The 25,120-nt window shown below is 64.9% G+C and carries 22 protein-coding genes; 13 read left to right on the top strand and 9 right to left on the bottom strand.

Translation table 11 applies throughout. The features are described from left to right. The first annotated feature begins 4 nt into the window (after nucleotides 1-4). Complete coding sequence (locus DMX06_RS00940; protein ID WP_181427764.1) at nucleotides 5-988, top strand: glycosyl transferase family protein; 984 nt, start codon at nucleotides 5-7, stop codon at nucleotides 986-988. A gap of 97 nt (nucleotides 989-1,085) precedes the next feature. Further along, a complete protein-coding gene (locus DMX06_RS00935; RefSeq protein WP_110733668.1) occupies nucleotides 1,086-2,048 on the top strand; it encodes a glutathione S-transferase family protein in 963 nt (320 codons plus the stop codon). 109 nt (nucleotides 2,049-2,157) lie between these two features. Here the strand turns inward: DMX06_RS00935 and cysG are convergent, their stop codons facing one another. From cysG to DMX06_RS00905, 6 genes are all read right to left on the bottom strand, one after another. Then, on the bottom strand, nucleotides 2,158-3,549 hold the full coding sequence (gene cysG / locus DMX06_RS00930) for a siroheme synthase CysG (RefSeq protein WP_110733665.1): 1,392 nt from the start codon (nucleotides 3,547-3,549) through the stop codon (nucleotides 2,158-2,160). After that, a complete protein-coding gene (serS, locus tag DMX06_RS00925; protein ID WP_110733662.1) occupies nucleotides 3,550-4,830 on the bottom strand; it encodes a serine--tRNA ligase in 1,281 nt (426 codons plus the stop codon). A 30-nt stretch (nucleotides 4,831-4,860) separates the two neighbouring features. Beyond that, on the bottom strand, nucleotides 4,861-5,235 hold the full coding sequence (gene crcB, locus DMX06_RS00920; RefSeq protein ID WP_110733660.1) for a fluoride efflux transporter CrcB: 375 nt from the start codon (nucleotides 5,233-5,235) through the stop codon (nucleotides 4,861-4,863). Beyond that, nucleotides 5,232-6,557, bottom strand: a complete 1,326-nt coding sequence (locus DMX06_RS00915) for a replication-associated recombination protein A (protein WP_110733657.1) — start codon at nucleotides 6,555-6,557, stop codon at nucleotides 5,232-5,234. The genes crcB and DMX06_RS00915 overlap by 4 nt, the downstream gene beginning before the upstream one ends. 12 nt (nucleotides 6,558-6,569) lie before the next feature. Then, nucleotides 6,570-7,193 carry an outer membrane lipoprotein chaperone LolA gene (lolA, locus tag DMX06_RS00910; RefSeq protein WP_110733655.1) on the bottom strand — a complete coding sequence of 208 codons (624 nt, stop codon included), beginning with the start codon at nucleotides 7,191-7,193 and terminating at the stop codon, nucleotides 6,570-6,572. Between the two features lie 62 nt (nucleotides 7,194-7,255). Next, nucleotides 7,256-9,700 carry a DNA translocase FtsK gene (locus DMX06_RS00905; RefSeq protein ID WP_181427760.1) on the bottom strand — a complete coding sequence of 815 codons (2,445 nt, stop codon included), beginning with the start codon at nucleotides 9,698-9,700 and terminating at the stop codon, nucleotides 7,256-7,258. A 425-nt stretch (nucleotides 9,701-10,125) separates the two neighbouring features. Between DMX06_RS00905 and aat the strand changes: the two genes are divergently transcribed. The 3 genes from aat (at nucleotide 10,126) to infA (ending at nucleotide 11,894) form a co-directional block, all read left to right on the top strand. Further along, nucleotides 10,126-10,806 carry a leucyl/phenylalanyl-tRNA--protein transferase gene (gene aat, locus DMX06_RS00900; protein WP_110733651.1) on the top strand — a complete coding sequence of 227 codons (681 nt, stop codon included), beginning with the start codon at nucleotides 10,126-10,128 and terminating at the stop codon, nucleotides 10,804-10,806. Nucleotides 10,807-10,863: 57 nt separating this feature from the next. After that, nucleotides 10,864-11,571 (top strand): arginyltransferase, encoded by a 708-nt coding sequence (locus tag DMX06_RS00895; protein WP_110733649.1) that lies wholly within the window; start codon nucleotides 10,864-10,866, stop codon nucleotides 11,569-11,571. Between the two features lie 104 nt (nucleotides 11,572-11,675). Beyond that, the gene (gene infA, locus DMX06_RS00890; protein WP_002553999.1) at nucleotides 11,676-11,894 is read left to right on the top strand and encodes a translation initiation factor IF-1; all 219 of its coding nucleotides are present in this window, start codon (nucleotides 11,676-11,678) and stop codon (nucleotides 11,892-11,894) included. Between the two features lie 168 nt (nucleotides 11,895-12,062). On the opposite strand, the gene clpA is transcribed toward infA, so the two are convergent. Beyond that, the gene (clpA, locus tag DMX06_RS00880) at nucleotides 12,063-14,333 is read right to left on the bottom strand and encodes an ATP-dependent Clp protease ATP-binding subunit ClpA (protein ID WP_110733645.1); all 2,271 of its coding nucleotides are present in this window, start codon (nucleotides 14,331-14,333) and stop codon (nucleotides 12,063-12,065) included. A gap of 30 nt (nucleotides 14,334-14,363) precedes the next feature. Beyond that, the gene (gene clpS / locus DMX06_RS00875) at nucleotides 14,364-14,738 is read right to left on the bottom strand and encodes an ATP-dependent Clp protease adapter ClpS (RefSeq protein WP_023630410.1); all 375 of its coding nucleotides are present in this window, start codon (nucleotides 14,736-14,738) and stop codon (nucleotides 14,364-14,366) included. Between the two features lie 231 nt (nucleotides 14,739-14,969). Here clpS and cspD point away from each other — a divergent pair, with 231 nt between their 5' ends. After that, nucleotides 14,970-15,224, top strand: a complete 255-nt coding sequence (gene cspD / locus DMX06_RS00870) for a cold shock domain-containing protein CspD (RefSeq protein ID WP_110733642.1) — start codon at nucleotides 14,970-14,972, stop codon at nucleotides 15,222-15,224. A gap of 76 nt (nucleotides 15,225-15,300) precedes the next feature. On the opposite strand, the gene icd is transcribed toward cspD, so the two are convergent. After that, nucleotides 15,301-16,557, bottom strand: coding sequence for an NADP-dependent isocitrate dehydrogenase (gene icd, locus DMX06_RS00865; protein WP_110733639.1), 1,257 nt, complete (start codon nucleotides 16,555-16,557; stop codon nucleotides 15,301-15,303). A gap of 450 nt (nucleotides 16,558-17,007) precedes the next feature. Between icd and DMX06_RS00860 the strand changes: the two genes are divergently transcribed. The 7 genes from DMX06_RS00860 (at nucleotide 17,008) to DMX06_RS00830 (ending at nucleotide 24,992) form a co-directional block, all read left to right on the top strand. Further along, a complete protein-coding gene (locus DMX06_RS00860) occupies nucleotides 17,008-19,233 on the top strand; it encodes an NADP-dependent isocitrate dehydrogenase (protein WP_110733637.1) in 2,226 nt (741 codons plus the stop codon). Between the two features lie 220 nt (nucleotides 19,234-19,453). Beyond that, entirely contained in the window at nucleotides 19,454-19,894 is a 441-nt protein-coding gene (locus tag DMX06_RS00855; RefSeq protein ID WP_110733635.1) for an NUDIX hydrolase, read from the top strand. Between the two features lie 59 nt (nucleotides 19,895-19,953). After that, a complete protein-coding gene (gene mnmA / locus DMX06_RS00850) occupies nucleotides 19,954-21,078 on the top strand; it encodes a tRNA 2-thiouridine(34) synthase MnmA (protein ID WP_110733633.1) in 1,125 nt (374 codons plus the stop codon). Then, nucleotides 21,075-21,701: a high frequency lysogenization protein HflD gene (gene hflD, locus DMX06_RS00845; RefSeq protein WP_110733631.1), complete on the top strand. Its 627-nt coding sequence runs from the start codon at nucleotides 21,075-21,077 to the stop codon at nucleotides 21,699-21,701. The genes mnmA and hflD overlap by 4 nt, the downstream gene beginning before the upstream one ends. 245 nt (nucleotides 21,702-21,946) lie before the next feature. Continuing rightward, entirely contained in the window at nucleotides 21,947-23,317 is a 1,371-nt protein-coding gene (gene purB / locus DMX06_RS00840; protein ID WP_110733629.1) for an adenylosuccinate lyase, read from the top strand. A gap of 81 nt (nucleotides 23,318-23,398) precedes the next feature. After that, nucleotides 23,399-24,565: a ribosomal protein uL16 3-hydroxylase gene (locus DMX06_RS00835; RefSeq protein ID WP_110733626.1), complete on the top strand. Its 1,167-nt coding sequence runs from the start codon at nucleotides 23,399-23,401 to the stop codon at nucleotides 24,563-24,565. Continuing rightward, nucleotides 24,558-24,992: a GNAT family N-acetyltransferase gene (locus DMX06_RS00830; RefSeq protein WP_110733624.1), complete on the top strand. Its 435-nt coding sequence runs from the start codon at nucleotides 24,558-24,560 to the stop codon at nucleotides 24,990-24,992. Before DMX06_RS00835 ends, DMX06_RS00830 begins: the two co-directional genes overlap by 8 nt. The last annotated feature ends 128 nt before the right edge of the window (nucleotides 24,993-25,120 follow it).

Here is a 25,120-nt window from a genome sequence, read left to right as displayed (position 1 = left end):
CCCGCTGACCCTGGAAACCCCGGCCGAACACCCGTTCGCCGAATTCGTGCGCATCCTCGGCAAGGGCAAGCGCGGCGCCCGCGGCCTGACCCGCGAGGAGGCCCGCGCCGCCATGACCCTGCTGCTCGAGGGCAAGGTCGAGGACACCCAGCTGGGCGCCTTCCTGATGCTGCTGCGGCACAAGGAAGAAAGCGCCGAGGAGCTGGCCGGCTTCACCGAGGCCCTGCGCGCCCACCTGCAGGCGCCGCGCATCGCCGTCGACCTCGACTGGCCGAGCTACGCCGGCAAGAAGCGCCACCTGCCCTGGTACCTGCTGGCGGCCAAATGCCTGGCAGGCAATGGCGTGCGCATCCTGATGCATGGTGGCGGCGCCCATACGGCAGGAAGACTGTACACCGAGCAACTGCTCGACCTGCTGGATATCCCGCTCTGCCGTGACTGGACGGCCGTGGAGCAGGCCCTGGACAGCCGCCGGCTAGCCTTCTTCCCGTTGCAGGACTGGGCGCCGCAACTGCAGCGCATGATCGACCTGCGCAACACCCTGGGCCTGCGCTCGCCCATCCACTCGCTGGCCCGGGTGCTCAACCCGCTTGCCGCGCGCTGCGGCCTGCAGAGCATCTTCCACCCCGGTTACCAGGCCGTGCACCGCGAAGCCAGCCGCCTGCTCGGCGATCATGCCGTGGTCATCAAGGGCGACGGTGGCGAGATCGAGGTCAACCCGGATGTCATCAGCCACCTGTACGGCACCTCGGCCGGCGAGGCCTGGGACGAGGAATGGCCGGCGCTCAGCGCCCAGCGCCATGTGAAGCCGGCAAGCCTGCAGCCCGAGCACCTGCTGGCGGTGTGGCGCGGCGAGGCGCAGGACAGCTATGGCGAACTGGCCGTGGTCGCGACCATGGCCCTGGCCCTGCGCGGGCTCGGCCAGGATCGCGAGCAGGCGTTCGGCAATGCCCGCGCCTACTGGGCCGCCCGTAAAGACATCGAATAAACCGATAGGAATAGGGCAGTCTTTGCGCTATTTCTTCGAACGCTTTGCCCTAGACTGAGCTCCAACGACAAACGATTGTGTTTCGAGGAGCTCCGAGATGGGCCTTTTGATCGATGGCCGCTGGCATGACCAGTGGTACCAGAGCAGCAAGGACGGCGCCTTCCAGCGCGAGAACGCCCAGCGGCGCAACCCGCTGCCCGCCGCCGAGGCCGGCCGCTATCACCTGTACGTGTCGCTGGCCTGCCCGTGGGCGCACCGCACCCTGATTTTCCGCGCCATCAAGGGCCTGGAGCCATTGATCGATGTCTCGGTGGTCAGTTGGCTGATGGGCGAGCACGGCTGGACCTTCGACCAGCAGCAGGGCTCCAGCGGCGATCAACTGGACGCGCTGCAGTACCTGCACCAGCGCTACACCCAGGACGACCCGCACTACACCGGGCGCGTGACCGTGCCGGTGCTGTGGGACAAGCAGGAGAAGCGCATCGTCAACAACGAGTCGGCCGAGATCATCCGCATCTTCAACAGCGCCTTCGACGAGCTGACCGGCAATACCCTGGATCTCTATCCCGAGCCGCTGCGGGCGACCATCGATGCGCTCAACGAACGAATCTACCCGGCGGTGAACAACGGCGTGTACCGCGCCGGCTTCGCCACCTCGCAAGACGCCTACGAGGCCGCCTTCGACGAGGTGTTCAACGAACTGGATCATCTGGAGGGGCTACTGGGCCGCCAGCGTTACCTGGCCGGCGAGTACCTGACCGAGGCCGATGTGCGCCTGTTCACCACCCTGGTGCGTTTCGACGCGGTGTACCACGGGCACTTCAAGTGCAACCTGCGCCGGTTGAGCGACTACCCGAACCTGTCCAACTGGCTGCGCGAGCTGTACCAGTGGCCGGGGGTGGCGGGCACGGTGAACATGGAGCATATCCAGAAGCACTATTACATGAGCCACAAGACCATCAACCCAAACGGGATCGTGCCCAAGGGGCCGTTGCAGGATTTTGGCTTGCCGCATGATCGGGAGCGGTTGTCGGGGAAAGGGATCTGGCAGAGAGGATGAAGACCCAACGTGGGAGCGGGCTTGCCCCGCGATGGCGTCAGAGGCGGCAACATTGTTGCCTGATCTGGCGCCATCGCGGGGCAAGCCCGCTCCCACGTGGATCAACGGCTCAGGCGTCCTGCGACCCTTCAAACCACGCCAGCTTCTCGCGCAGTTGCACCACCTCTCCAACGATCACCAAGGTAGGCGCATGCACTTCATGCCGCGCCACCAGCTCCGGCAGATCAGCCAGGGTGCCGGTGAACACCCGCTGATTACGCGTGGTCCCCTGCTGCACCAGGGCTGCCGGAGTACTCGCCGCGCGCCCATGACGGATCAACTCGGCACAGATGGTCGGCAAACCAACCAGCCCCATGTAGAACACCAGGGTCTGGGCCGGCGCCACCAGGTCATCCCAGGGCAGGTTGCTGGTGCCATCCTTAAGGTGACCGGTAACGAAGCGCACCGACTGGGCATAATCGCGGTGGGTCAGCGGAATCCCGCCATAGGCGGAACAACCACTGGCCGCGGTGATGCCCGGCACCACCTGGAACGGAATACCCTCGTCAGCCAGCTCCTCGATCTCCTCGCCACCCCGGCCGAAGATGAACGGATCGCCACCCTTGAGCCGCAGCACGCGCTTGCCCTGACGGGCCAGGTCGACCAGCAGGCGGTTGATCTTGTCCTGTGGCACGGCGTGGTCGGCGCGGCGCTTGCCGACATAGATACGCTCGGCATCACGCCGGCACATCTCGATGATGGCCGGGGCCACCAGGCGGTCGTACAGCACCACGTCGGCCTGCTGCATCAGGCGCAGGGCACGGAAGGTCAGCAGGTCCGGATCGCCCGGCCCCGCGCCCACCAGGTACACCTCGCCGCCCTGCTGCACCGGCGCGCCATCGACCATCGCCTGCAACAGGCGTTCGGCCTCGGCGCCCTGCCCGGCCAGTTGGCGCTCGGCGACCGGGCCCTGGAACACACTCTCCCAGAAGCCACGGCGCTGGTTGACGTCGGGGTACAAGGCCTTGACCTTGTGCCGGAAACGCGCCGCCAGCCCGGCCAGCTCGCCGTAGGCGGACGGGATCCAGGCTTCCAGCTTGGCGCGGATCAAGCGCGCCAGCACCGGGGCGTCGCCACCGCTGGAGACCGCCACCACCAGGGGTGAACGGTCGACGATGGCGGGGAAGATCACCGTGCACAGGGCCGGGGCATCCACCACGTTGACCGGCAGGCTGCGCGCCTGGGCCTCGGCCGAGACCTGGGCGTTGAGCGCCGAGTCGTCGGTGGCCGCGATCACCAGGCGGCAGCCCTCCAGGTCGCTCGCCTGGTAGCCACGCACCAGTACCTCGCCACCGCCCTCGCGGGCCAGCGCGGTCAGCTGGCCGTCGACCTCCGGCGCCACCACCCGCAGCGCGGCGCCGGCATCGGCCAGCAGGCGCGCCTTGCGCAAGGCGATCTCGCCGCCGCCGACGACCAACACGCGGCCGCCCTGCAGCTTATGGAAAAGCGGCAGGTAGTCCATTCAGCGAATGACCTCGACGCCACCCATGTACGGCTTGAGCACCTCCGGCACACGGATCGAACCGTCGGCCTGCTGGTAGTTCTCCAGCACCGCCACCAGGGTACGGCCGACGGCCAAGCCCGAACCGTTGAGGGTGTGCACCAGTTCCGGCTTGCCGGTTTCCGGGTTGCGCCAGCGGGCCTGCATGCGACGCGCCTGGAAATCACCGCAGTTGGAGCAGGAGCTGATCTCGCGGTACTTGTCCTGGCTCGGCACCCACACTTCCAGGTCGTAGGTCTTCACTGCGCCGAAGCCCATGTCGCCGGTGCACAGCGCCAGCACGCGGTACGGCAGTTCCAGCAGCTGCAGTACGCGCTCGGCGTTGGCGGTCAGGCCTTCCAGGGCTTCCATGGATTTCGCCGGCTCGACGATCTGCACCATCTCGACCTTGTCGAACTGGTGCTGGCGGATCATGCCGCGGGTGTCGCGGCCTGAGGCACCGGCTTCGCTGCGGAAGCACGGGGTGTGGGCAACCAGCTTGAGCGGCAGTTGCTTGGCGTCGAGGATCTCGCCGGCCACCAGGTTGGTCAGCGACACTTCGGCGGTCGGGATCAGGTAGAAGTCGGCCTCACCTTCGCGGCTGATCTTGAACAGGTCTTCCTCGAACTTCGGCAGCTGGCCGGTGCCCTGCAGGGCCGGCGCCTGCACCAGGTACGGGGTGTAGTGCTCCTCGTAGCCGTGCTCGCCGGTGTGCAGGTTGATCATGAACTGCGCCAGGGCGCGGTGCAGGCGGGCGATCGGGCCGCGCAGCACGGCGAAGCGGGCGCCGGACAGCTTGGCCGCGGCTTCGAAGTCCAGGCCACCGCTGACCTCGCCCAGGGCGACGTGGTCCTTGATCTCGAAGTCGAAGCTGGCCGGGGTGCCCCAGCGGCGTACTTCGACGTTGTCGTCTTCGCTGGCGCCGACCGGCACGCTGGCGTCCGGCAGGTTGGGGATGGTCAGCAGGATCGCGTCCAGCTCGGCCTGGATACCATCCAGCTCGGTCTTGCCGGCGGCCAGCTCATTGGCCATGCGCTCGACGTCGGCCATCAGCGGCGCGATGTCCTCGCCCTTGGCCTTGGCCTGGCCGATCGATTTGGAACGGGCGTTACGCTCGGCCTGCAGTTGCTCGGTGCGGGTCTGCACCGATTTGCGGCGCTCTTCCAGCGATTCGATGCGCGCGACATCCAGGCTGAAGCCACGGGTGGCCAGGCGCTCCGCCACTACCTGAAGTTCAGTGCGTAACTGTTTGGAATCGAGCATGTCGTTCTCTCGTTATGTGTAGATGTTGGTTCAGAATCGGGTCAGGGACAGGCCGGCCCAGGTCGCGAGCAGGCCGCCTACCACGCTGATAATGGTATAGCCCAAGGCCAGCGGGACCTGCCCGCTTTCCATCAGGCGCACGGTATCGAGCGAGAAGGAGGAAAAGGTGGTCAGGCCGCCGAGAAAGCCGACGATCAGCCCGGCGCGCAGCTCGACCGGCACCAGCGGCTTGTGCAGGAACAAGCCGTAGAGCAGGCCGATCAGCAGGCAGCCGACCAGGTTGACCGCCAGCGTACCGGCATAGAAGTGCCGTGGCCAGTGGGCCGCGACCCAGTTGGCGGTGGCGAAGCGCAGCAGCGTGCCGGCAACCCCGCCGGCGCTGACGGCAGCGATAAGTGCGATCACGGTTTTCTCCGCTGGCGGGGGCTGTTGCGGTCCAGCTCGGCCAGGTGCTTGAGCTTCTCGCCGATCTTCAGCTCGAGCCCTCTCGGCACCGGCTGGTAGTACTGGCGCGGCTCGAGCTGTTCGGGGAAATAGTCCTCGCCGGCGGCATAGGCATCCGGCTCGTCGTGGGCGTAGCGGTACTCCTCGCCATAGCCCAGCTGCTTCATCAGTTTGGTCGGCGCGTTGCGCAGGTGCAGCGGCACTTCCAGCGAGCCGTGCTCGGCAGCCTCGCGCATGGCCGCCTTGAAGCCCATGTACACCGCGTTGCTCTTCGGCGCGCAGGCGATGTAGGTGATGGCCTGGGCCACCGCCAGTTCACCTTCGGGGCTGCCCAGGCGCTCCTGAACGTCCCACGCCGCCAGGCACAGGCTCAGGGCGCGGGGGTCGGCATTGCCGATGTCCTCGCTGGCCATGCGCACCACGCGCCGGGCGATGTACAGCGGGTCGCAGCCACCGTCGAGCATGCGCGCGTACCAGTACAGCGCGCCGTCCGGATTGGAGCCGCGCACCGACTTGTGCAGCGCCGAAATCTGGTCGTAGAAGGCCTCGCCGCCCTTGTCGAAACGTCGGCGGCTGTCGCCGAGCAGGCTCTGCAGCAGTTCGACGCCGATCTCGCCGCCGTCTTCGGCCAGGTCCGAGGCATTCTCGAGGAAGTTGAGCATGCGCCGGCCATCGCCGTCGGCGGCGGCCATGAGCATCTTGAACGCCTCGTCGCCCACCCGCAGGTTGCGTTTGCCCAGGCCGCGCTCCTCGCTCAGGGCGCGATCGACCAGCTTGCGCAGCGCGGCCTCGTCCAGGCTCTTGAGCACATAGACCCGCGCCCGCGACAGCAGCGCGTTGTTCAGCTCGAACGACGGGTTCTCGGTGGTGGCACCGATGAAGATCAGCGTGCCGTCCTCCACGTAGGGCAGGAAGGCGTCCTGTTGCGACTTGTTGAAGCGGTGCACCTCGTCGACGAACAGGATGGTGCGCCGGCCATACTGGCCGGCCTGCTGCTTCGCCACCTCGACGGCCTGGCGGATCTCCTTGACCCCGGCCAGCACCGCCGACACCGTTTCGAAGTGGGCATCGCAGAACTGCGCCAGCAGCCGCGCCAGGGTGGTCTTGCCCACCCCCGGCGGCCCCCAGAAGATCATCGAGTGCAGCGCACCCTGCTCCAGCGCCTCGCGCAGCGGCTTGCCGCGCGCCAGCAGGTGCTCCTGGCCGACATACTCGTCCAGGTTGGACGGACGCAGGCGTGCGGCCAGGGGCTGGGCGACGGGTTCGCTTCGAAACAGGTCCATCACAGGCTCCGCTTACTCCTTGATGACATCGGCGCCCTTGGGGATGTCGAACTGGAACTTGCTGTCCGGCACCGCCTGGTTGGCCTTCACGCCATTGAACAGGATGTTGGTGCGCTGGCCGACGCTGTCGATCAGCTGCATGTCATTGATCAGGCCCCTGCGGAACGACACGCGCAGCGAGTCAAACAGGGTGTCCTTGGTCTTGGGCTTCAAGGTGAAGTCCATCACTTCGCCCTGTTCCTTGGAGGTGATGTCGAAGCTCTGGCTGATCTTCGACACATCGCCGGACAGCAGCAGCGCCGGGGTCTGGTTCAGGCGCACATCGAGCTTCTTGACGGTGGCCTGTTCCAGGTCAGGGTCCCACAGGGTGACGTTCTTGCCGTCGGACACCACCACCTGCTCCTGGGGCGCGTCGGTGTGCCAGTAGAACAGGCCCGGGCGCTTGACGGTCATCTTGCCGTTGGTCTCCTGCAGGCTGGTGCCGCCGGCATCCAGGGTCAGCTGGGAGAAATTGGCCTCGATGGTCTGCGACTTTTCCAGCAATTGCGTCAGGCGCTGGACGTCCTGTTCGCCGGCATGGGCCGGCAGGCTGGCCGCGGCCAGGGCAGAAACCAACAGCATGCGAATCGCGCGCATGGAAATCCTCATTGCACAGTGAAGGGGCCGGACGCCGTCAATGGCGCCCGGCAGGTTGTTCATCAGTCGCGCGGGCCGCCCGGGGCAATCACTTCCCGCGAACCGTTGCTGTTCATCGGCGTGACCACGCCGGCCATCTCCATCGACTCGATCATCCGCGCGGCGCGGTTGTAGCCGATCTTGAGCTTGCGTTGTACCGCCGAGATCGACGCCCGGCGGCTTTCCAGGACGAACTGCACGGCTTCGTCGTAGAGGGCGTCGGCTTCCGGGTCGTCGCCATCGCCGCCCCCCCCGCCACCGCCGTCGAAGCCGCTGCCGGCCTCCTCGACACCGTTGAGGATGTCGTCGTTGTAGTCCGGCGCGCCGCGCAGTTTCCAGGCCTCGACCGTGCGATGCACCTCGTCGTCGGAAACGAACGCGCCATGCACCCGGATCGGCAGGCTGGTGCCCGGCGGCATGTAGAGCATGTCACCGTGGCCGAGCAGCTGTTCGGCGCCGCCCTGGTCGATGATGGTCCGCGAGTCGATCTTGCTCGACACCTGGAACGCCATGCGGGTTGGGATGTTGGCCTTGATCAGGCCGGTGATCACGTCCACCGACGGACGCTGGGTGGCCAGGATCAGGTGGATACCGGCGGCACGGGCCTTCTGGGCGATACGGGCGATCAGCTCTTCGACCTTCTTGCCGACGATCATCATCATGTCGGCGAATTCGTCGACCACCACCACGATGGTCGGCAGGGTCTTCAGCGCTGGCGGCTCGTCATCCATGCTTTCGCGACGATACAGCGGGTCGTGGATGATCTCGCCGGCTTCCTGGGCGTCCTTGATCTTGCGGTTGAAGCCCGCCAGGTTGCGCACGCCCATGGCCGCCATCAGCTTGTAGCGGCGCTCCATCTCGGCGACGCTCCAGCGCAGGGCGTTGGCGGCGTCCTTCATGTCGGTGACCACCGGGCACAGCAGGTGCGGGATGCCTTCGTAGATCGACAGTTCGAGCATCTTCGGGTCGATCATGATCAGCCGTGCGTCTTCCGGGCCCGACTTGAACAGGATCGACAGGATCATCGCGTTCACGCCCACCGATTTACCGGAACCGGTGGTACCGGCCACCAGCAGGTGCGGCATCTTGGCAAGGTCGGTGATCACCGGCTTGCCGCCGATGTCGTGGCCCAGGGCCAGGGTGACGGGCGACTTGTTCTCGTCGAACTGCGGCGACGACAGCACCTCGGAGAAACGCACCATCTGGCGGTTCTCGTTGGGGATCTCGATACCCACGGTGGTCTTGCCGGGAATGACCTCGACCACGCGCACGCTGGTCACCGCCAGCGAGCGCGCCAGGTCCTTGGCCAGGTTGGCGATACGGCTGACCTTGACGCCCGCGGCCGGCTGGATCTCGTAGCGGGTGATCACCGGGCCCGGATGGATGGAGTCGACCGCGACTTCCACGCCGAATTCCTTGAGCTTGATCTCCAGCAACTGGCCGACACCGGCCAGAGACTCCGGCGAGTACTCGATCTTTTTCTGTTCGGCCGGGTCGAGGATGGAAATCGACGGCAAAGTGCCTTCCACTGCGCTGTCGATGAACAGCGGAGCTTGTTTTTCCTTCATGACACGCTTGCTCGGCTCCGGCGCCTTGTCCGCGGTCGGCGGGATGATCACCGGGGCGACGGGCTGCGTGCGAGCTACCACGGTTTCGCGCGGCACGACCGGGCGGGCCGGCGGCTCGTCGCGCATCACCACGGGCTCGGCGCGTTCGCGCGGTTGCGGCTTGGCCGGCTCGCGCTTGTCGCTCTTGCCGCCCAGGTCGAAGACCGGATCGTCGACTTCACGCAGTTGGGCTTCCAGGCGCTTGCGCTCGTTGCGCGCCTCCCACCAGCGGTTGGCGGCGCCCTGCACCAGCTCGAACAGGTCCAGGGTGATCTTGCCGGTGATGTCCATCACCTTGAACCACGACAGGTCGGTGAACACCGTCAGGCCGAACAGGAACAGGGCAATGAACATCAGCGTGCTGCCCTGCACGTTGAGCAGGTTGCGCGCCAGGTCGCCCAGGCTCTCGCCCAGGGCGCCGCCGGCGGAGAACGGCATGCTCGCCGGCGGATGGAAGTGGATATGCGCCAGCGCCGCGCCCGACAGCACCAGGAACACCAGGCCGATCAGGCGCCAGGAGAACAGCCAGCCGCTCCACTGCCAGGGCTGGTGGCGTTCGCGGAAGATCTGCCAGGTCTTGATCGCCAGCAGCAGCGGGAAGATATAGGCGAAGTAGCCGAGCACCATGAACAGGATATCGGCGAAATAGGCCCCGGCGCGGCCAGCGGCATTCTGCACCTGCTCGGCGTTGCTGGTGTGGCTGAAGCCCGGGTCGGCGGTGTCGTAGGTGACCAGTGCCATCCACAGGTACAGGCACAGGGCACCGACGGCGATCAGCGCACCTTCCTTCAGGCGGTAGTGCAGCTGCTGCCGCCACAGGGGCACTGGCAAGGGGGCTGGGGTTGCGGTGGATTTCTTCAAAACGCGTCTATTCCTGCGCGTGGTGCGCGTCCAATAGTGATTGGCCGGTCACTGGCCAATGAACCACTACTTTTAACATTACTGCCCACCAGCCGCCATGGCGGCACGCCGTGTGGAGCGTGAACGGGGGCTACTTTCATATAGCTGCAATTTGAGCATGCATTTTCTTTTGTGACAAAGGCTTATGCTGTGTTTTTGCACAGGTGTGACAGCAAAAGCGCCAGATGGTGCCAAGTGACCTGTCAATGGCAGGGCAATTACCAAGGGTTTCGCCTGATCCGGCGCCTTCGCGGGTAAACCCGCTCCCACAGGGTTATCGGCACGCCTGTGGGAGCGGGTTTACCCGCGAAGGCGCCACAGCAGTTGACCCTGCCAGGCACGCACGCCATGCTGCCCTCTCCCCTCCTCCGCCGCTCAAGAACCCCATGCTCACCTGGCTGACCCGCGACTCGCTGACCTTCCCGCCCCTGGAAAAGGCCCTGCACGACCCCAATGGCCTGCTCGCCGCCGGCGGCGACCTGACCCCGGACCGCCTGGTCGCGGCCTATCGTCATGGCTGCTTCCCCTGGTACCAGGACGGCCAGCCGATCCTCTGGTGGTCGCCCGACCCGCGCACCGTACTGTTCCCGGACGAGCTGCACGTCTCGCGCTCGCTGGCCAAGCTGATCCGCCAGGGCCGCTACCAGGTGAGCTTCGACAGCGACTTCGCGGCGGTGATCGCCGCCTGCGCCGCACCGCGGGACTATGCCGACGGCACCTGGATCACCGACAACATGCGTGCCGCCTACTGCGAGCTGCACCACCGCGGCATCGCCCATTCGGTGGAGGTGCGCCGCGACGGCGAGCTGGTCGGCGGCCTGTACGGCCTGGCCATGGGCCGGCTGTTCTTCGGCGAGTCGATGTTCAGCCGCGCCGACAACGCCTCCAAGGTGGGCTTCGTGACCCTGGTCGAGCACCTCAGGCAGGCCGGTTTCGTGCTGATCGACTGCCAGATGCCCACCGACCACCTGCACAGCCTGGGCGCGCGCGCCATCAGCCGGGCCGACTTCGCCAGCCATCTGGCGCAGTACCTGGACCAGCCCAGCGGCGCCCGCTGGGTTGCCTAGGCGAGTTCCCGGAGCTGGCTTACACTTAGAGACAACGTCTCACCTAAGGGGTTGATCATGACAGAGCTGGCGCGGTTGAAGTTCTATGCCACTCAACCCCACTCCTGCAGCTACCTGCCGGACGAGCAGGCGACCACGCTGTTTCTCGACCCGAGTCAGCCGATGGACGTGCACGTCTATGCCGATCTGTCGGAAATGGGCTTTCGCCGCAGCGGCGACCACCTCTATCGCCCCCATTGCCAGCAATGCAACGCCTGCGTGCCAGCGCGCATCCCGGCGGCGCGCTTCATTCCCAACCGCCAGCAACGCCGTATCCTCAAGCGCAACGCCGACCTGACCGTCACTGCCGCCCGACCGTGCTTCAAGGAAGAATACTTCGACCTGTACCGGCGCTATATCGAACAGCGCCACGCCGACGGCGACATGTACCCGCCCAGCCGCGACCAGTTCTCCACCTTCCTGGTCCGCGACCTGCCGTTCTGCTGGTTCTACGAGTTCCGCCTGGAGGGCCGGCTGCTGGCCGTGGCGGTGTGCGACCTGCTGCCCAACGGCCTGTCGGCGGTGTACACCTTCTATGAACCCGAGGAGGAACGCCGCAGCCTGGGGCGCTATGCCATCCTCTGGCAGATCACCGAGGCCCTGCGCCAGGACCTCGAGGCGGTGTACCTCGGTTACTGGATCAAGAATTGCAAGAAGATGAACTACAAGACCCAGTACCGCCCCATTGAACTGCTGATCAACCAGCGCTGGGTCACCCTCAACTGAAAGACATTGGCTTGAAACACAAATTTCGGGCATAATCCACGCCACTTTTTTTGCCCGGTGCAGTCGTGCGTCGGGCCATCACTGGATACCGAGGGCTTTACTGCATGTCGAAAGAAGACAGCTTCGAAATGGAAGGCACTGTCGTCGACACCCTGCCCAACACCATGTTCCGCGTGGAGTTGGAAAACGGGCACGTCGTTACCGCGCACATCTCTGGCAAGATGCGCAAGAACTACATCCGTATTCTCACTGGCGACAAGGTCCGCGTCGAACTGACACCGTACGACCTGAGCAAGGGCCGCATCACCTACCGTGCGCGCTAAGCTCCAGCCATGAAAAAGCCCGGCCAATGTGCCGGGCTTTTTTGTGGGTCCTCATAAAGCGGGGCTGCTTTGCAGCCCTTTCGCGGCACAAGGCCGCCCCTACAGAAATATGAAATCCCCTGTAGGAGCGGCCTTGCGCCGCGAAAGGGCCGCCCAGCGGCCCCAGCCTTACGCGATTTCAGCCGTGGTCTCGTAGTCGAACACCAGCTCGCCATCGCGCAGGTCGATGTGCACCACGCCACCGTGCTCGGCCAGCTCACCGAACAGGATCTCTTCGGCCAAGGGCCGCTTGATCTTGTCCTGGATCAGCCGCGCCATCGGCCGCGCGCCCATCTGCACGTCGTAGCCCGAGGCCGCCAGCCAGCCACGAGCGGCGTCGGTGACCTCAAGCAGCACACGCTTGTCTTCCAGCTGCGCCTGCAGTTCGATGAGGAACTTGTCGACGATGCTCTTGATCGTCTCGTGGGACAGGCGGCCGAACTGGATGATGGTGTCCAGGCGGTTGCGGAACTCCGGCGTGAAGCTCTTGCGGATCACCTCCATCGCATCGGACGAGTGGTCCTGGTGGGTGAAACCGATCGAGGCCCGCGCGGCGGTTTCAGCACCGGCGTTGGTGGTCATGATCAGGATCACGTTGCGGAAGTCCGCCTTGCGCCCGTTGTTGTCGGTCAGAGTGCCGTGGTCCATCACCTGCAGCAGCAGGTTGAAGACTTCCGGGTGGGCCTTCTCGATCTCGTCGAGCAGCAGCACGCAGTGCGGTTGCTTGGTGATGGCCTCGGTCAGGAGACCACCCTGGTCGAACCCGACATAGCCGGGCGGCGCACCGATCAGGCGCGACACGGTGTGCCGCTCCATGTACTCGGACATGTCGAAGCGCACCAGCTCAACGCCCAGGGCCTTGGCCAGCTGACGGGCGGCCTCGGTCTTGCCCACCCCGGTGGGGCCGGCGAACAGGAACGAGCCGACCGGCTTGTCCGGCGCCTTGAGACCGGCACGGGACAGCTTGATGGCGGTGGCCAGCGAGTCGATCGCCGCATCCTGGCCGAACACGGTCAGCTTCAGGTCACGCTCGAGGTTGCGCAGCAGCTCCTTGTCGGAGCTGGTGACGTGCTTCGGCGGAATCCGCGCGATCTTGGCAACGATGTCCTCGACCTGCGGCACATCGATGCGCTTGACCCGGTTGGCTTCCGGCTGCAGGCGCTGGTAGGCGCCGGCCTCGTCGATCACGTCGATGGCCTTGTCCGGCATGTGCCGGTCATTGATGTAGCGCGAGGCCAGTTCGGCGGCGGCGCGCAGGGCCTCGTCGCTGTACTCGATGTTGTGGTGGCTTTCGAAGCGCCCCTTGAGCCCGCGCAGGATGCCCACGGTGTCCTCCACCGACGGCTCGGTGACGTCGACCTTCTGGAAGCGCCGCGCCAGGGCGCGATCCTTCTCGAAGATGCCGCGGAACTCCTGGAAGGTGGTGGAGCCGATGCAACGGATCTCACCGGACGACAACAGCGGCTTGAGCAGGTTGGACGCATCCATCACGCCACCGGAAGCCGCGCCGGCGCCAATGATGGTGTGGATCTCGTCGATGAACAGGATGGCCTGCGGACGTTTTTTCAGCTCGCCGAGCAGCGCCTTGAAGCGCTTTTCGAAGTCGCCGCGATACTTGGTGCCGGCCAGCAGCGCGCCGAGATCCAGGGAGTAGACCACGCTCTGGGCGAGCAGGTCGGGCACCTGGCCGTCGACGATGCGCTTGGCCAGGCCTTCGGCAATGGCGGTCTTGCCCACGCCGGCCTCGCCAACCAGCAGCGGGTTGTTCTTGCGCCGGCGGGCAAGGATCTGCGCCACGCGTTCGACTTCCTGCTCGCGCCCGACCAGCGGGTCGATGCGCCCGGCCCGGGCCAGCTCGTTCAGGTTGCTGGCATAGGCATCCAGCGGGTTGCTGGAGGACGACGCTTCGCCGCCCTCCTCGTCCTGCATGTCCTGCTCGCTTTCGCTGTGCGAGCCGTGGCCCGGCACCTTGCTGATGCCGTGGGCGATGTAGTTGACGACGTCGATGCGCGCCACGCTCTGCTGCTTGAGCAGGAACACCGCCTGGCTTTCCTGTTCGCTGAAGATCGCCACCAGCACGTTCGCACCGGTCACTTCGCGCTTGCCGGAACTCTGCACGTGGAACACGGCACGCTGCAGCACACGCTGGAAGCCCAGGGTCGGTTGCGTCTCGCGGTCCTCGTCATGCACGGGGATCAGCGGGGTGGTCGAATCGATGAACTCCTGCAGGTCGTGCTTGAGTTTGTCGAGATTAGCGCCACAGGCGCGCAGAACGGTCGCGGCAGCCTCATTGTCAAGGAGTGCCAGCAGCAGGTGTTCGACAGTCATGAACTCATGACGCTTCGAACGGGCCTCCTTGAAGGCCAGATTGAGGGTGACTTCGAGCTCGCGGTTTAACATAGCTTCACCTCATACCCAAGTGGTCGGCGATTAACCGTCCTTCTCGATTTCACAGAGTAGCGGATGCTGGCTTTCCCTGGCGTATTGGTTGACCTGCATGGCCTTTGTCTCGGCGATGTCCCGGGTAAACAATCCGCACACTGCCCGTCCTTCGGTATGGACGGTCAGCATGATCTTGGTCGCCAGCTCGCGGTTCAGATTGAAGAACGTCTCGAGCACTTCGACGACGAAATCCATCGGCGTGTAGTCATCGTTGAACAAAACCACCTTGTACATCGGCGGTGCCTGCAGGATCGGCTTGGCCTCCTGGACAGCAAGGCCCGCGCCATCGTCCTCATGCCCGTCCTCATGCGACTGGGGGCGATCCTGATTGAATGTTAGTCGAATCTCACTGAGTACATGCATGGAAAGAATTTCATCATGATCGACAAGTTAAGGTTGTGGGTTGACCGCGCAGGCCTGTCCCGGCGCGGGCGCCGGCTGACCTTGACTATCGGCAAAACGGTGTTACAACCAATAAGAACCCACCGTGGTCGATAAAGATCCGCGCAGTCAACCAGATTTTCTCGCAAGGTTCGTATGCGGATGAAGTGGATGATACTCCAGTGATGGAGTCCTTTGCAGAGGGACATAGGGATGGCAAGCGGTAAAGTCAAGTGGTTCAACAATGCCAAGGGCTACGGATTCATCAACGAGGACGGCAAGACTGATGATCTGTTCGCCCATTATTCAGCGATCCAGATGGACGGTTACAAAACGCTGAAAGCAGGCCAAGCCGTGAACTTCGAGATCATCCAGGGCCCCAAAGGGCTGCACGCGACCGACATCAGAAGCGCCACCAGCAGTGTCCATGCCAGCGCGACGAACCCGGGCAACACTGTCGAAGTCTGATCCCCGACCTGTCTGCCGGTAAACGAAAAAACCGGTCGCCCCTTTAATAGAAGAGGCGACCGGTTTTTTGCCCCGCTTACATATGCTTGATCAGCGCCTCGCCAAAGCCCGAGCTACCGACCAGGGTCGCGCCGTCCATCAGGCGCTCGAAGTCATAGGTCACGGTCTTGGCCGCAATGGCGCCATTGGCCCCCTTGATGATCAGGTCGGCCGCCTCGGTCCAGCCCATGTGCCGCAGCATCATCTCAGCCGACAGAATCACCGACCCCGGGTTGACCTGGTCCTTGCCGGCGTACTTCGGCGCAGTGCCGTGGGTGGCCTCGAACATGGCCACGGTGTCCGACAGGTTGGCCCCCGGCGCGATACCGATCCCACCCACTTCCGCCGCCAGGGCGTCGGACAGGTAGTCGCCATTGAGGTTGAGGGTGGCGATCACATCGTACTCGGCCGGGCGCAGCAGGATCTGCTGGAGCATGGCGTCGGCGATGGCGTCCTTGACGATCACCCCACGGCCGGTCTTCGGATTCTTGAACTTCATCCACGGGCCGCCATCGAGCAGTTCGGCGCCGAACTCGTCGCGCGCCACTTCGTAGCCCCAGTCCTTGAAGGCCCCTTCGGTGAACTTCATGATGTTGCCCTTGTGCACCAGGGTCAGCGACTTGCGGTCGTTGTCCACCACATACTGCAGGGCCTTGCGCACCAGGCGCTGGGTGCCCTCCTTCGAGACCGGCTTGACGCCGATGCCGCAATCCTGGTCGAAGCGGATCTTGGTGACGCCCATCTCCTCCTTGAGAAACTTGATCACCTTGTTCGCCTCGGGCGAGCCGGCCTTCCATTCGATGCCGGCATAGATATCCTCGGAGTTCTCGCGGAAGATCACCATGTCGACGTCGCCCGGTTTTTTCACCGGGCTCGGCACGCCCTGGAACCAGACCACCGGACGCAGGCAGACATAAAGGTCGAGCTGCTGGCGCAGGGCCACGTTGAGCGAGCGGATGCCGCCACCGACCGGGGTGGTCAGCGGCCCCTTGATCGACACCACATAATCCTTCACCGCATCCAGGGTCTCCTGGGGCAACCAGGTGTCCTGGTCGTAGACCTGGGTGGCTTTCTCGCCGGCGTACACTTCCATCCAGGCAATCTTGCGCTTGCCGCCGTAGGCTTTCTGCACGGCGGCATCGACCACTTTTATCATCACCGGCGAGACATCCACGCCGATGCCGTCGCCTTCGATGTAGGGAATGATGGGGTTGTCGGGAACGTTGAGCGAATGGTCTGCATTGACAGTGATCTTGGCACCATCAGCCGGAACCTGGATTTTCTGGTATCCCATGCTGCACTACTCCGCTTTTCCTGGGGTGATTGGAAATCGTGCGATCCACTGAGCCTAAACCACATCCGCCCACGCGCAAGGCGGCAGGCTAGGACTCGCGAAAAAGCACCGCCCAGGCCTGCGGCAACACGCCACATTGCTCCTACGTCTTTGGTCTTATAAATGCGCTGATACCACTTCGCCTTGCTGAATAGCCCAAAGGGTTTGATATACTCCGGCGCGACCATAGGGTCATCGGGGCGAACCCTAGGAAAATGCGGCTCGCCCTTGGTCATGAATGACCGCAAAGCCTGGGTTGTTACCGCGGCCCAGCACTTGACGCTCGACTGATGCATCCACCATCACCGCTCGCAGCCTCTCGACTTTCCGCTCATGGCGTCGCCAGGGCGAAGCGCCTACCCTGCGCACCTCGAGACTCGAGTACGCTCAGCACATAGAGAGTTAACCCGCATGCCCACCCGTTCCAAGATCATCTACACCTTCACCGACGAAGCCCCCGCCCTCGCCACCTACTCGTTGCTGCCGATCGTCGAGGCCTTCACCGCTTCGGCCGACATCGCCGTCGAAACCCGCGACATTTCCCTGGCCGGCCGTATCCTTGCCGCCTTCCCGGAGCAACTGGGTGCAGGTAAGCAGGTAGGCGATCATCTGGCGGAACTGGGCCAGCTGGCCACCACCCCTGAAGCCAACATCATCAAGCTGCCGAACATCTCCGCGTCGGTTCCACAGCTGAAGGCCGCGATCAAGGAGCTGCAAGCCAAGGGCTTCGACATCCCCGACTACGCCGACGAGCCGGCCAGCGCCGAGGAAAAAGAATCCCGCGCCCGCTACGACCGCATCAAGGGCAGCGCCGTGAACCCGGTCCTGCGCGAAGGCAACTCCGACCGCCGCGCCCCGCTGTCGGTCAAGAACTACGCGCGCAAGCACCCGCACAAGATGGGCGCCTGGGCCGCCGACTCCAAGTCGCACGTTGCCCACATGACCCAGGGCGACTTCTACGGCAGCGAAAAAGCCGCGCTGATCGAGGCTGACGACAGCCTGCGCATCGAACTGGTCGGCAAGGACGGCAGCACCACCGTCCTGAAAGAAAAGACCGCCGTCAAGGCCGCCGAAGTCATCGACTGCGCCACCCTGAGCCGCAAGGCCCTGAAAGCCTTCATCGCCGAGCAGATCGCCGATGCCAAGGCCTCCGGCGTGCTGCTGTCGGTGCACCTGAAAGCCACCATGATGAAGGTCTCCGACCCGATCATGTTCGGCGTGATCGTCGAAGAGTTCTACAACGACGTGCTGGCCAAGCACGCTGCAGCCCTGGCCGAAGTGGGCTTCAACGCCAACAACGGCATCGGCGACCTGTACGCCCGCATCAAGGACCTGCCTGCTGAAAAGCAAGCCCAGATCGAAGCCGACATCCAGGCCCTGTATGCCGTTCGCCCGGCCCTGGCCATGGTCAACTCGGACAAGGGCATCACCAACCTGCACGTACCGAGCGACGTCATCGTCGACGCCTCGATGCCTGCGATGATCCGCGACTCGGGCAAGATGTGGAACACCGCCGGTGAGCTGCAGGACGCCAAGGCGATCATCCCGGACCGCTGCTACGCCGGCATCTACCAGGCCACCATCGAAGACTGCAAGGCCAACGGTGCCTTCGACCCGACCACCATGGGCAGCGTGCCGAACGTCGGCCTGATGGCGCAAAAAGCCGAAGAGTACGGTTCCCACGACAAGACCTTCCAGATCAAGGCCGACGGCGTCGTGCGCGTGGTCGACGGCAAGGGCCAGGTCGTTCTGGAACAGAACGTCGAGGCCGGTGACATCTTCCGCATGTGCCAGACCAAGGACGCGCCGATCCAGGACTGGGTCAAGCTGGCCGTCAACCGCGCTCGCCTGAGCAACACCCCAGCGGTGTTCTGGCTGGACCCGGCCCGTGCCCACGACGGCGTGATGATCGAGAAGGTGCAGCAGTACCTGAAGGATCACGACACCTCCGGCCTGGACATCCGCATCCTGGCCCCGGTCGACGCCATCAAGTTCTCCCTGGCCCGCATCCGCGAAGGCAAGGACACCATCTCGGTGACCGGCAACGTGCTGCGCGACTACCTGACCGACCTGTTCCCGATCATGGAGCTGGGTACCAGCGCCAAGATGCTGTCGATCGTCCCACTGATGAACGGCGGTGGCCTGTTCGAGACCGGCGCCGGCGGTTCGGCACCGAAGCACGTGCAGCAGCTGGTCGAAGAGAACTTCCTGCGCTGGGACTCGCTGGGTGAGTTCCTGGCCCTGGCCGCCTCCCTGGAGCACCTGGGCAACACCTACGACAACCCGCGCGCCAAGGTCCTGGCCAATACCCTGGACCAGGCCACCGGCAAGTTCCTCGACACCAACAAGTCGCCTTCGCGCAAGGTCGGCGGTATCGACAACCGTGGCAGCCACTTCTACCTGACCCTGTACTGGGCAGAGGCCCTGGCCGCCCAGACCGACGACGCCGCCCTGCAGGCGCGCTTCGCCCCACTGGCCAAGACCCTGAGCGAGAACGAGGCGACCATCGTCGCCGAGCTCAACGCCGTCCAGGGCAAGCCGGCCGACATCGGTGGCTACTACGCCCCGGATGCCGAGCTGACCGCCAAGGTGATGCGCCCGAGCCAGACCCTGAACAGCGCCATCGCCGCACTGTAAGGTTCGCTTGACGTAACAGCACAGACCCCGGCCACGCACCGGGGTTTGTGCTTTCTGAAGGACAGCCTCAACCCCTGTAGGAGCGGCCTTGTGTCGCGAAAGGGCTGCGAAGCGGCCCCAGGATTTCAGCTTCGCAGCGGAAATTGCCGGGGCCGCGTTGCGGCCCTTTCGCGACACAAGGCCGCTCCTACAAGGCACGCGCCTACCATAGGAATCGCATATGACCTGGCAACCCCACATCACCGTCGCCACCGTTGTCGAACACGACGGCAAGTTCCTCTTCGTCGAAGAGTTCAAAGCCGGCCAGCACGTCTTCAACCAGCCCGCCGGCCACCTCGAAGCCAACGAAACCATCGCCCAGGCCGCCCTGCGCGAAACCCTCGAGGAAACCGCCTGGGAGGTCGAACTCACCGCAGTGGTCGGCATCTACCTCTATACCGCCCCGAGCAACGGCGTCACCTACCAGCGCATCTGCTTCGCCGCCCGCCCCGTGCGCCATCACGCTGACCTGGCGCTGGACAGCGACATCGTCCGCGCCGTGTGGCTGACCCGCGACGAGCTGCTGGCCGAGCCGTCGCGCTGGCGCAGCGAGCTGGTACCGCGCTGCCTCGACGACTACCTGGCAGGCCCGCTGCACAGCCTCGATCTGCTGCGCGACTGACGCCAGCCCGCGGGTTTGATAGAATCGGCGTTTTTCCCCTCTGATACACACCGGTAGCCATGACCAGCCCAGCACTCAAAGACCCCGCCAAGACCCGCGTCATCGTCGGCATGTCCGGCGGCGTGGACTCTTCCGTCTCCGCCCTTCTGCTCATCGAGCAGGGCTACCAGGTGGAAGGTCTGTTCATGAAGAACTGGGAAGAGGACGACGGCACCGAATACTGCACCGCCCGCGAAGACCTGGCCGACGCCCAGGCCGTGTGCGACCGCATCGGCATCAAGCTGCACACCGCCAACTTCGCCGCCGAATACTGGGACAACGTGTTCGAGCACTTCCTCGAGGAGTACAAGGCCGGCCGCACGCCCAACCCGGACATCCTCTGCAACCGCGAGATCAAGTTCAAGGCGTTCCTCGACTACGCCCTGTCCCTGGGCGCCGACCTGATCGCCACCGGCCACTACGTGCGCCGTCGCGACACCGGTGAACTGACCGAACTGCTCAAGGGCCTGGACCCGAACAAGGACCAGAGCTACTTCCTGCACGCCGTCGGCGGCAAGGAAATCGCCCGCACCCTGTTCCCGGTGGGCGAGCTGGAAAAGCCCGAGGTACGCGCCATCGCCGAGAAACACGGCCTGGCCACCGCCAAGAAGAAGGACTCCACCGGCATCTGCTTCATCGGCGAGCGCCGCTTCAGCGACTTCCTCAAGCAGTACCTGCCGGCCCAGCCCGGCGAGATCCAGACCACCGAGGGCGAAGTGATCGGTCAGCACCATGGCCTGATGTACCACACCATCGGCCAGCGCCAGGGCCTGGGCATCGGCGGCCTGAAGGACGCCGGCGACGAGCCGTGGTACGTGCTGGAGAAAGACCTCTCGCGCAACGTACTGGTGGTCGGCCAGGGCAACGAGCACCCGTGGCTGTTCTCCCGCGCCCTGCTGGCCTCGGAGATCTTCTGGGTCAACCCGGTCGACCTGTCCAGCCCGCGCCGCCTGACCGCCAAGGTGCGTTACCGCCAGGGTGACCAGCAGTGCACCCTGGAACGCACCGAGAGCGGCTACCGCGCCGTGTTCGACGAGCCGCAGCGCGCCGTCACCCCGGGCCAGTCGGTGGTGTTCTATGACGGCGAGGTATGCCTGGGCGGCGGCGTGATCGAGAACGCCGAGCCGTGGAGCCCGCGTCGATGAACAACCTTCAGGAGCAGTTGGTCGCCCTGGGCGGCGTGTTCCAGGCCGCGGTGCTGGTCGACCGCATCGCCCGCACCGGCCAGGCCAGCGAAGCCAACATCGGCTGCATGCTCGGCAGCCTGCTGGTGCGCGACCCGAAGGATACGCTGGAGGTGTTCGGCGGCGACGACCTCAACCTGCGCGACGGCTACCGCGCGCTGGTCGGCGCCCTGGAACGCGACCCCAGCAGCCTGCAGCGCGAACCGCTGCGCTACGCCCTGTCGATGCTGGGCCTGGAGCGCCAGCTGAACAAGCGTGGCGACCTGCTTGACACCATCGGCAACCGCCTGCCGCAGATCCAGTCCCAGGCCGAGCATTTCGGCCTGGTTCACGAAAACGTCATCGCTTCCAGCGGAGCCTTGTACCAGGACACCCTGAGCACCCTGCGCCAGCGCATCCAGGTGCACGGCGACATGCGTTTCCTGCAGCAGGCCAGCAATGCCTCGAAGATCCGCGCCCTGCTGTTGGCCGGCATCCGCGCCGCGCGCCTGTGGCGCCAGTTGGGCGGGCATCGCTGGCAGTTGGTGTTCAGCCGACGCAAGTTGCTCAATGAACTGTACGGGATGATGCGTACCGCTGATTGACGGGCGCATATCGGCCCCTGTGGGAGCGGCCTTGCGTCGCGATGGACCGCAACGCGGTCCTAGGGGCTCGACTTGACTCAATATTGTTGGGGCTGCTGCGCAGCCCTTTCGCGACACAAGGCCGCTCCCACAGGGCCCACGGTTTGCTGAATACTGGCCCGACCTTTGGTCAGCCACCCGACTCGGGCGCGTTTTTCATGTATGATATGCGCCCTTCCAAAAGCCTGACTGTCCGAGAACACCCCATGCAGCTCTCCTCGCTCACTGCGGTTTCCCCTGTAGACGGCCGTTATGCCGGCAAAACCCAGGCCTTGCGCCCCATCTTCAGCGAATTCGGCCTGATCCGTTTCCGCGCCCTGGTCGAAGTACGCTGGCTGCAGCGCCTGGCCGCCCACCCGCAGATCGGCGAAGTGCCGGCGTTCTCCGCCGAAGCCAACGCCGTGCTGGACAGCCTGGCCACCGATTTCAAGCTTGAGCACGCCGAACGCGTCAAGGAAATCGAGCGCACCACCAACCACGACGTCAAGGCCATCGAGTACCTGCTCAAGGAGCAAGCGGCTCAACTGCCTGAGCTGGCCAAGGTCAGCGAGTTCATCCACTTCGCCTGCACCAGCGAGGACATCAACAACCTGTCCCACGCCCTGATGCTGCGCGCCGGCCGTGATGACGTGCTGCTGCCGCTGATGCGCCAGATCGCCGAGGCCATCCGCGCCCTGGCCCACGCCCACGCCGAAGTGCCGATGCTGTCGCGCACACACGGCCAGCCGGCCTCGCCAACCACCCTGGGTAAAGAGCTGGCCAACGTCGTCTACCGCCTGGAGCGCCAGATCGCCCAGGTGGCCGCCGTGCCACTGCTGGGCAAGATCAACGGTGCCGTGGGCAACTACAACGCCCACCTGTCGGCCTACTCGCAGATCGACTGGGAAGCCAACGCCCGCGCCTTCATCGAGGACGAGCTGGGCCTGGTGTTCAACCCCTACACCACCCAGATCGAGCCCCACGACTACATCGCCGAGCTGTTCGACGCCATCGCCCGCTTCAACACCATCCTCATCGACTTCGACCGTGACGTCTGGGGCTACATCTCGCTGGGCTACTTCAAGCAGAAGACCGTCGCCGGCGAAATCGGCTCCTCGACCATGCCGCACAAGGTCAACCCGATCGACTTCGAGAACTCCGAAGGCAACCTGGGGATCGCCAACGCACTGTTCCAGCACCTGGCCAGCAAACTGCCGATCTCGCGCTGGCAGCGCGACCTGACCGACTCCACCGTGCTGCGCAACCTGGGCGTGGGCTTCGCCCACAGCGTCATCGCCTATGAAGCCAGCCTCAAAGGCATCGGCAAGCTGGAAGTCAACGCCGCCCGCATCGCCGCCGACCTGGACGCCTGCTGGGAAGTCCTGGCCGAACCGATCCAGACCGTGATGCGCCGCTTCAACATCGAGAACCCCTACGAGAAGCTCAAGGAGTTGACCCGTGGCAAGGGCATCACCCCTGAAGCGCTGCTGACCTTCATCGACGGCCTGGACATGCCGGCCGAAGCCAAGGCCGAGCTCAAGCAACTGACTCCTGCCACCTACATCGGCAACGCGGTAGCCCAGGCCAAACGCATCTGACCTGCACCCCGCGCCTAACGCCCGGCCTGGCCGGGCGTTTTTATTCCCGTACGAAAACCAAGTTTTTTCAATAGGTTGAACATGAATTCTGATACTCCACTGCAACTGTTGGGCGGCCTCACGGCCCGTGAATTCCTGCGCGACTACTGGCAGAAGAAGCCGCTGCTGGTGCGCCAGGCCTTCCCCGACTTCGTCAGCCCCATCGACGCCGACGAGCTGGCCGGCCTGGCCCTGGAAGAAGAAGTCGAGTCGCGCCTGGTGCTCGAGCACGGCGAGCGCCCGTGGGAGCTGCGCCGCGGCCCGTTCGCCGAGGACGCCTTCAGCGACCTGCCCGAGCGTGACTGGACCCTGCTGGTGCAGGCCGTGGACCAGTTCGTGCCGGAAGTCGCCGAGCTGCTCGAAGAGTTCCGCTTCCTGCCCAGCTGGCGCATCGACGATGTGATGATCAGCTACGCGGCGCCCGGCGGCAGCGTCGGCCCGCACTTCGACAACTACGACGTATTCCTGCTGCAGGGCGACGGCACGCGCAACTGGAAAGTCGGACAGATGTGCAACAGCGACAGCGCGCTGATCGACCACGCCGACCTGCGCATCCTGGCCGACTTCGAGCAGAGCGATGAGTGGACCCTGGAGCCGGGCGACATGCTCTATCTGCCGCCGCGCCTGGCCCACTACGGCGTTGCCGAGAGCGAGTGCCTGACCTACTCGGTGGGCTTCCGCGCCCCGAGCGCCGCCGAAGTGCTGACCCACTTCACCGACTTCCTCGGCCAGTTCCTGCCGGATGAAGAGCGCTACAGCGACGCCGACGCCCAGCCGGTCAGCGACCCGCACCAGATCCAGCACGATGCCCTGGACCGTCTCAAGGCGCTGATCGACAAGCACATGGCCGACAAGGACCTGCTGCTGACCTGGTTCGGCCAGTTCATGACCGAGCCTCGTTATCCCGAGCAGGTGGTAGGCGAAGAGCTGAGCGAACAGGAGCTGCTCGACTACCTCGGCCAGGGCGCCATCCTGATCCGCAACCCGAGCGCTCGTATGGCCTGGTCGGAGTTCGGTGACGATCTGCTGCTGTTCGCCAGCGGTCGCAGCTGCCCGCTGCCGGGCAAACTGCGCGAACTGCTGAAGCTGATCTGCTCCGCCGACGCCCTGCACAGCGAGAACCTTGGGCAGTGGCTGGAGGACGAAGACGGCCTGATGCTGGTACAACAGCTGGTCATGCAAGGCAGCCTGGGATTCGCCGATGAATAAGATCAGTGTTCGACTGGCCGACTGGCACAAGGACAACGCCGACATCCACCGCATCCGCAGCGCCGTGTTCGTCGCCGAGCAGCACGTGCCGCCGGAGCTGGAATTCGACGCCGAGGACCCGACCGCCGTGCACTTCCTGGCCATGGAGGGCGACTACCCGATCGGTACCGCCCGCCTGCTGCCCGACGGCACCATCGGCCGGGTCTCGGTGCTCAAGGACTGGCGCGGCCTGAACGTGGGCGACGCGCTGATGCGCGCGGTGATTGTCGAGGCGCAGAACCGCGACCTCAAGCAGCAGATGCTCAGCGCCCAGGTTCACGCCACGCCGTTCTACGAGCGCCTGGGGTTCCGCGTGGTCAGCGAGGAGTTCCTCGAGGCCGGCATCCCGCACGTGGACATGGTTCGCGACTCGTGCGAGATGGCCTGAGCCACCAAGTTGGCGGCCTGCTCCTTGTAGGAGCGGCCTTGTGTCGCGAAAGGGCTGCGTAGCAGCCCCACGATTTCAGCATTGACGCAAAGATCGCCGGGGCCGCTATGCGGCCCTTTCGCGGCACA

The organism is Pseudomonas mosselii, assembly GCF_003205295.1.
Taxonomy (GTDB): Bacteria; Pseudomonadota; Gammaproteobacteria; order Pseudomonadales; family Pseudomonadaceae; genus Aquipseudomonas; species Aquipseudomonas mosselii_B.
The sequence above is the reverse complement of the archived record's forward strand: the minus strand, read 5'-3'. Positions and strand labels throughout refer to the sequence as shown.